The organism is Clostridia bacterium (genome assembly GCA_028698525.1).
GTDB lineage: Bacteria > Bacillota > Clostridia > JAQVDB01 > JAQVDB01 > JAQVDB01.
Map to the genome: position 1 here is coordinate 1 of JAQVDB010000085.1, position 6,696 is coordinate 6,696.

At 37.5% G+C, this 6,696-nt stretch carries 5 protein-coding genes and 11 tRNA genes; 1 reads left to right on the forward strand and 15 read right to left on the reverse strand.

Annotation, left to right across the window (positions count from 1 at the left end):
* Nucleotides 1-85: 85 nt before the first annotated feature.
* Entirely contained in the window at nt 86-565 is a 480-nt protein-coding gene (locus tag PHP06_10000) for a class I adenylate-forming enzyme family protein (GenBank protein ID MDD3840883.1), read from the reverse strand.
* Between the two features lie 345 nt (nt 566-910).
* Here PHP06_10000 and PHP06_10005 point away from each other — a divergent pair.
* Nucleotides 911-986: transfer RNA gene (locus PHP06_10005), tRNA-Lys, on the forward strand.
* A gap of 103 nt (nt 987-1,089) precedes the next feature.
* Here the strand turns inward: PHP06_10005 and PHP06_10010 are convergent.
* The 14 genes from PHP06_10010 to PHP06_10075 all read right to left on the reverse strand — a co-directional run bounded on the left by PHP06_10010 (nt 1,090) and on the right by PHP06_10075 (nt 6,491).
* The gene (locus PHP06_10010) at nt 1,090-2,472 is read right to left on the reverse strand and encodes an NAD(P)(+) transhydrogenase (Re/Si-specific) subunit beta (protein MDD3840884.1); all 1,383 of its coding nucleotides are present in this window, start codon (nt 2,470-2,472) and stop codon (nt 1,090-1,092) included.
* Nucleotides 2,473-2,483: 11 nt separating this feature from the next.
* Entirely contained in the window at nt 2,484-2,759 is a 276-nt protein-coding gene (locus tag PHP06_10015) for an NAD(P) transhydrogenase subunit alpha (protein MDD3840885.1), read from the reverse strand.
* A gap of 16 nt (nt 2,760-2,775) precedes the next feature.
* On the reverse strand, nt 2,776-3,957 hold the full coding sequence (locus PHP06_10020; protein ID MDD3840886.1) for an NAD(P) transhydrogenase subunit alpha: 1,182 nt from the start codon (nt 3,955-3,957) through the stop codon (nt 2,776-2,778).
* A gap of 257 nt (nt 3,958-4,214) precedes the next feature.
* Nucleotides 4,215-5,411 (reverse strand): sigma 54-interacting transcriptional regulator, encoded by a 1,197-nt coding sequence (locus tag PHP06_10025; protein MDD3840887.1) that lies wholly within the window; start codon nt 5,409-5,411, stop codon nt 4,215-4,217.
* A gap of 216 nt (nt 5,412-5,627) precedes the next feature.
* Nucleotides 5,628-5,703: transfer RNA gene (locus tag PHP06_10030), tRNA-Lys, on the reverse strand.
* A gap of 12 nt (nt 5,704-5,715) precedes the next feature.
* Nucleotides 5,716-5,792 (reverse strand) — tRNA-Arg (locus tag PHP06_10035).
* Between the two features lie 8 nt (nt 5,793-5,800).
* Nucleotides 5,801-5,874 (reverse strand) — tRNA-Gly (locus PHP06_10040).
* 17 nt (nt 5,875-5,891) lie between these two features.
* Nucleotides 5,892-5,966 (reverse strand) — tRNA-Gly (locus tag PHP06_10045).
* Nucleotides 5,967-5,971: 5 nt separating this feature from the next.
* Nucleotides 5,972-6,056, reverse strand: a tRNA-Leu gene (locus PHP06_10050).
* 5 nt (nt 6,057-6,061) lie between these two features.
* Nucleotides 6,062-6,137, reverse strand: a tRNA-Lys gene (locus PHP06_10055).
* 17 nt (nt 6,138-6,154) lie between these two features.
* A tRNA-Gln gene (locus PHP06_10060) sits at nt 6,155-6,230 on the reverse strand.
* 20 nt (nt 6,231-6,250) lie between these two features.
* Nucleotides 6,251-6,327, reverse strand: a tRNA-His gene (locus tag PHP06_10065).
* Nucleotides 6,328-6,335: 8 nt separating this feature from the next.
* A tRNA-Arg gene (locus tag PHP06_10070) sits at nt 6,336-6,412 on the reverse strand.
* Nucleotides 6,413-6,417: 5 nt separating this feature from the next.
* Nucleotides 6,418-6,491, reverse strand: a tRNA-Gly gene (locus PHP06_10075).
* Between the last annotated feature and the right edge of the window lie 205 nt (nt 6,492-6,696).

Sequence of the window (6,696 nt, forward strand, 5' to 3'; positions counted from 1 at the left end):
GATGATTCAATTATACCATAACCGCGGCGGTTTTCCTTTTCTAAATTAATTATAAGCGTGATTTTTTATATTCATTTTTCAAGGTTCATATTGCTTTTCTCAAGTGGGAAAGTTGAGTTATTAATTTATAAAAACTATCCGATTCACCTATCGATTGTTGCCCAACATAAATAAAATGCTCTATATTATTGTTTCTGCTTTTTATCTCCTCTATCCTCTCACGAAATTCTGGACCATATATAAGAATTTTCGCCTCTGCCGTCTCTGTGCACTTGTAAATCTCATCAGCAGTAAATCTAAAATTAAGCGGAACTGCCAAAGCTCCAGTTTTTAAAATCCCAAAATATATCGGTAGCCATTCAAGACAGTTCATCATAAGAAGAACTACCTTATCGCCTCGTCCTATCCCCTTTGCTATCAGGGCATTTGCAAGCTTATTCGATAATTTATCAAATTCCAACCAAGTTATTTCCCTTCGATTGCCTATATCAGGTCTACGTTCAATTAAACTTGTCTCATCTGAATACTTTTCAACATTCCTTGAAAGAATTTCTATTATGGACATAATTACGGTACCCCCATTCTACCATTCTACAATATTTTAAATAATAATTATAAATATCCCTACTGTGCTACAATTGATCAAAAACTATGTAAAATAAATCTCCTTTACATAAATATTCTATTGTAATAATATTTGTTTTGTCAAAAGTGATCTGGCTATGAAAACCTTTCGTTTTTGGATATATTGTATGCATTCTTATGTTTGTTTGATTTATATAAGTAATACAAGGGTTTTTGTTTGTAAATTAGTCTTTCGCAAATAAAAATAATACTTGAAATTATATATCCAATTGTTATATAATGAATTTCGTCTTAACATGATATAATTTTAAAATTTATGTTTCATGGGCCATTAGCTCAGTTGGCAGAGCACCTGACTCTTAATCAGGGCGTCCCGGGTTCGAATCCCTGATGGCCCACCAAAAATAAAGGACCTAGATTTAACTTAGGTCCTTTATTAGTTGTACCTGTTATTTTAATCTCTTTATTTGATCATGTCATATCATTTTTTTCGAAACGTTATGTTTATCCTTCCAAATTGTTTATCAATTCCTTTATAGTATCAGCTGCATTGCCTAATATTAATTGAACATTAGGCATTGTATAAAGAGAATTTTCAACTCCTGAATAGCCTGGATTAGTATCCAAGTTGCATACAATAACATTTTTAGCTTCTCCTGTTTTTAATACAGGCATGCCATAAATAGGAGTTCCTTCAGCTGTATTTGCAGCCGGGTTTGTAACATCACAAGCACCAATAACTATAGCAACATCTGTCTCTGCAAATTGATCATTTATATCGTCCATTTCACATAACTTTTCATACGGTATATCTGCCTCTGCAAGTAAAACGTTCATATGACCAGGCATCCTGCCTGCTACAGGATGGATAGCAAACTTTACCTCTGTTCCGCTTTTTTCCAAAACCTCCGTCAAGTTCTTTACATAAAATTGTGCTTGTGATACTGCCATACCATATCCTGGTACTATTATTACTTTTTTCGCTCGTTTTAAAATTTCGGCTGGAGATTTTTTTGTTTCAGTTTCTGCCTTTTCTTCCATGCGCACTTCATCTTTGCTGTTACTTGAAAATTTGCTTGCACACATTGTTGTTCCTCCGGTTAATACGTTAGATAGAGAACGATTCATAGCTACACACATATTATTGGTGAGTATAAGGCCGGAAGCACCTACAATAGCACCTACAGACACAAGCAACGGTTCAAAAACAGTAAATCCACATATAGCTGCAGCTAATCCTGATAGAGAATTAAGCAACGAAATTATTATGGGCATATCTGCACCGCCAATCCTCATCGCAAAAAGCACCCCAAATGTTAATGCCACTATCAATATAATAAATACAACTAAAGAATTATTCAGTGAAAAAGATAAAATTAAAAGTAATATAAGTACTATTATCATCATATTGGAAATAATTTTATGATGAGGAAGGACAGCAGGCCTCTGAGAAATACGTTTATCAAGTTTAGCAGCTGCTATAATGCTTCCGCTAAATGTAATGCCTCCAATAATTAAAGCTAATCGGCTGGTAAATAACACAAAATAATTTTGCTGTGAAGTTGCTTCCAGTATTTCTACGAGAGCTACCAACGCAGATGCAGCACCTCCCAAACCATTATATAACGCCACCATTTGAGGCATCTTTATCATGGGAACTTTAAGGGCTAATGCATAGCCTATCATACTCCCTAGGATAATTGCAATCCATAGCAATGGTAACTGAATAATATCATTTGCTCCCAGCACCAGTATAACAGCAACAAGCATGCTGATGGCTGATAGCCTATTACCCCTTACTGCGGTTTTAGGAGAACTCATTAATTTAATTCCAAACAATACTAATATAGCTAATATTGTAGAAGCTACTATATATATTTCAGACATTTACATACACCTCACTTATTCTTAAACATCTTTAACATTCGATCAGTCACTACAAAGCCCCCTACAAGATTCACCGTAGCAAGCACTATAGCTATAAATCCTAAAATCTTACTTGAAAACATCAGTGAAAAAGCTGTAGATACTAGCGAACCCAGTATAGTAACACCGGATATTGCATTTGTACCCGACATGAGGGGAGTATGAAGCAATGTAGGTACCTTTTTTATTATCTTATAGCCTAATATAGCCGATATTAAAAATATCAATAATAATAGAGCCATTTCCATTTTTACACTCTCCTTTTTAATCTACTTTCATAGCTTCAATTGCACCAGTATGCAACAATTTCCCATCTTTAGTGACAATAGATGATTTGATGATTTCATCCTGCAGATCAATGAGCACCTTACCATCTTTTATAAAATAACAAATAAAATTATATATATTATGCGCAAACATCCAAGTAGAACTTACAGGAACCATCCCAGGTATATTTTTAGTCCCATCTATACTAACACCATATTTCTCAATTATTTTCCCGCCTTCTGTCAATTGGCAGTTTCCACCTTGATCAATAGCAACATCAATTATTACAGAACCAGGTTTCATATTTTTTACCACTTCTTCAGTAATCAAAACTGGCGCAATTTTCCCTGGCACTAATGCAGTAGATATAATAATGTCTGATTTTAAAACAGTTTCTTTTATAGCTTCTCGTTCTATATTGATCCATTTGTCAGGTAACCTATTTGCGTAGCCCCCTTCTCCCACCGCAATATCAGAGGGAACCTCTGTATCTATCGGTTTGGCTCCCAAGCTTTTGGCATGCTCTGCTGCATCAGGACGTATATCCACAGAATATACAACAGCTCCTAATCTTTTTGCAGTTGCTATTGCCTGCAAACCTGCAACTCCATTGCCTATCACAAGTGCATTGGCAGGTTTTATCATCCCTATAGCAGAACCTATCATCGGGATAAACTTTGATAGTCTATCAGCCGCCATAACCACACTTTTATATCCTGCAACAGTGCTCATAGATGTAAGTGCATCCATCGATTGTGCCCTGGATATTCTTGGAATTCCATCGAGTGTAAGACTTGTTATGCCCCTATCCATAAGTTTGTTCACCATTTGATAATTTGCAGGAGCCGCCGGATGTAAGAATGTGACTAATAATTGTCCTGCATGCATCATATCCACTTCATGCTTGTCTTTATCTTTATTAAAAAGTGGCTCTTTAACCTTTAAAATCACATCTGATTCATCATAAAGCATTACAACATCATCGATAATATCAGCCCCAGCATTTATATAATCCTGATCCGAAATAAATGCACCTATGCCTGCAGTCTTTTCTACTAATACCTTTGCACCCTCTTCTGTCAGTTTTTCTACAGTTTCAGGTATTGCAGATACACGTCTTTCTCCATGCATAATCTCTTTTGGTATTCCAATAGTGATTCCTTTGAATTGTCTTGCCATACATAAAGCCCCCTTTGTTTTTATTGTTCTATTAATATATAATAAGCAAAAACCGTGCCAATAAGAAATGGCACGGTTTTCTATGCTTTAATACTAATAAAATCTACAAATTTTTAATTTCAGAATGAATCTACATACAAAAAAGAGTTCCTAGAAAAAACGCTTTGTATTTGAGTGCAAGTCGGGAGAAAAAGTTTCCAAAAGCAGCAAATGATAAATAGATCGTGGTAACTTTTGTTTCCATCTGGTAACTTTTGCTACCATTCTGCTTTTTTCTTTTTCAACTTTTCAATCTTCTTTAACAACGCCGTATGTGATATACCTAAAGCTTTCGCTGATTTTCTGATTGAACCATGTCTTTGCAAAGTTTCCTCTATTACTTTATATTCCAGCTGTTCCACCAGAGTTTTTAAAGGTTTATCCTCTTGATAGGAAAATTCTAAATAATTATCCTCTTCGAATGCGAACTTGTCTAAATCAATAATCCTTCCCGGATTTAAGCTGATTGCTCGCTCAATCATATTCTGTAATTCCCTCACATTTCCAGGCCAATCGTAATTGACTAAAAAGGCTAAAGCCCTTGCTGTTAAAGTTTTAGTAGGCTTCCCTGTGGCTCTAGCATAATGCAATAAAAAATGTTCAGCCAATATAGGTATATCCGCTCTTCGTTCTCTTAAAGGAGGTATTTTTACAGGAACTACATTAAGTCGATAATAAAGGTCTTCCCTGAATTTACCTTGTTCCGCCATCTTCCAAAGATCCCTATTAGTGGCTGCTATTATTCTTATATCTATCGATTTTTCCTTATATCCTCCAATCCTTCTTATCTTCATTTCCTGGATTGCTCTTAAAAGCTTTGCTTGAGTACCTAGTGTAAGATCTCCCACCTCATCAAAGAATACAGTTCCTTTATGTGCAACCTCCAACAAACCGGCCTTTCCTCCGCGTTTTGCGCCACTGAAAGCACCATCTTCATATCCAAAAAGCTCACTTTCCAACAAAGTCTCAGGTAATGCTGCACAGTTAACAGGATAAAAAGGATGCTCTGCCCTATTACTCACCGAATGTATAGCTTTTGCAAAAAGCTCCTTTCCTGTCCCACTTTCTCCTAAAATAAGCACTGTGCTGTCGGTATCTGCAACCAGTCTGGATCTTATGATAGCCTTCTTCAAGGCATCGCTTTCGCCTATTATTTTGCCAAATTCATCATTGCTCTTGTTTGGATGCTGTAAACACTTCACTTCTTCTACTTTTTTTATATTTGGAATCAATGCAAGATCTAATATAATATCCTCTTTTATTTTTACATCATCGCACTCCAATTCAAAATACATTGTTTCAGGCATCACTTCAAGTGCTGAAATACTAATTTTATATTTATTGATAACCTGGCTGGTATCATACACCATCCCCGCCCTATCTTCGAACTCAATCCGTAATCTAAAGATTCCCATATAATTCACCACCTGTTTTTTATGTAAACAATTAAGAAGTTGAGTGCGATTTTAAATACTATAATTATAAACTATATTCAATAAAACTCATTATAATCCTCTTTATTATCCAATGCAGAAATTTATTCTTTAAAACTGCTGGAAGAATTAGATGGAAAAACTTGATGATTTAAATAATTAAAAAAGCGCTAGAAATTAAATTCTAGCGCTAATCATTGGTGGGCCATCAGGGATTCGAACCCGGGACGCCCTGATTAAGAGTCAGGTGCTCTGCCAACTGAGCTAATGGCCCATGTTATTCTTTTGGCGCGCCCAGTAGGATTCGAACCTACGGCCTCCAGATTCGAAGTCTGTCACTCTATCCAACTGAGCTATGGGCGCAAAAAATCTGGAGCGGGTGATGGGGATCGAACCCACGCAACCAGCTTGGAAGGCTGGGGCTCTACCACTGAGCTACACCCGCATCAGTTATACAATCATTGGAGCGGAAGACGGGATTCGAACCCGCGACATCCGCCTTGGCAAGGCGACGCTCTACCACTGAGCCACTTCCGCATAAATGGTGCGGGCGAAGAGATTCGAACTCCCACGTCGATAGACACTAGATCCTAAGTCTAGCGCGTCTGCCAGTTCCGCCACGCCCGCATGTCTGGTGACCCATCGGCGACTCGAACGCCGGACACCTTGATTAAAAGTCAAGTGCTCTACCGCCTGAGCTAATGGGTCTTTATAATATTAAATTTTGGCTGGGGTGGCAGGACTCGAACCTACGAATCCGGGAGTCAAAGTCCCGTGCCTTACCGACTTGGCTACACCCCAACACATATTTGAAGTTTTAATGGGGTGGATAGAGGGATTCGAACCCTCGGCCTCTAGAGCCACAATCTAGCGCTCTAACCAACTGAGCTATACCCACCACATATATGGCGCGCCTGAAGGGATTCGAACCCCTGGCGCACGGATTAGAAGTCCGTTGCTCTATCCTACTGAGCTACAGGCGCACATCTGGAGCGGGTGATGGGGATCGAACCCACGCAACCAGCTTGGAAGGCTGGGGCTCTACCACTGAGCTACACCCGCATCAATAATCGCTGACAATTTAAAATTCTAGCACATTTGAAATAGTAAGTCAATAGTTTTTTTATAATTTTATTATGCTCGCTAAATGCAAGTTAAAATGAAACACTTTTTTATCTCTGTTAAAATGTATTGCTCTTCTCCCCTAGGGGAGAATTTTTTTTGCTTTTTACTATTATGCGCACTTTTTTAATTCTTCTTCAACTAC

Coding starts and splice junctions, on each gene's coding strand:
- PHP06_10025 (MDD3840887.1), bottom strand. CDS start 5,411: ATGGGAATCTTTAGATTACGGATTGAGTTCGAAGATAGGGCGGGGATG.
- PHP06_10010 (MDD3840884.1), bottom strand. CDS start 2,472: ATGTCTGAAATATATATAGTAGCTTCTACAATATTAGCTATATTAGTA.
- PHP06_10000 (MDD3840883.1), bottom strand. CDS start 565: ATGTCCATAATAGAAATTCTTTCAAGGAATGTTGAAAAGTATTCAGAT.
- PHP06_10020 (MDD3840886.1), bottom strand. CDS start 3,957: ATGGCAAGACAATTCAAAGGAATCACTATTGGAATACCAAAAGAGATT.
- PHP06_10015 (MDD3840885.1), bottom strand. CDS start 2,759: ATGGAAATGGCTCTATTATTATTGATATTTTTAATATCGGCTATATTA.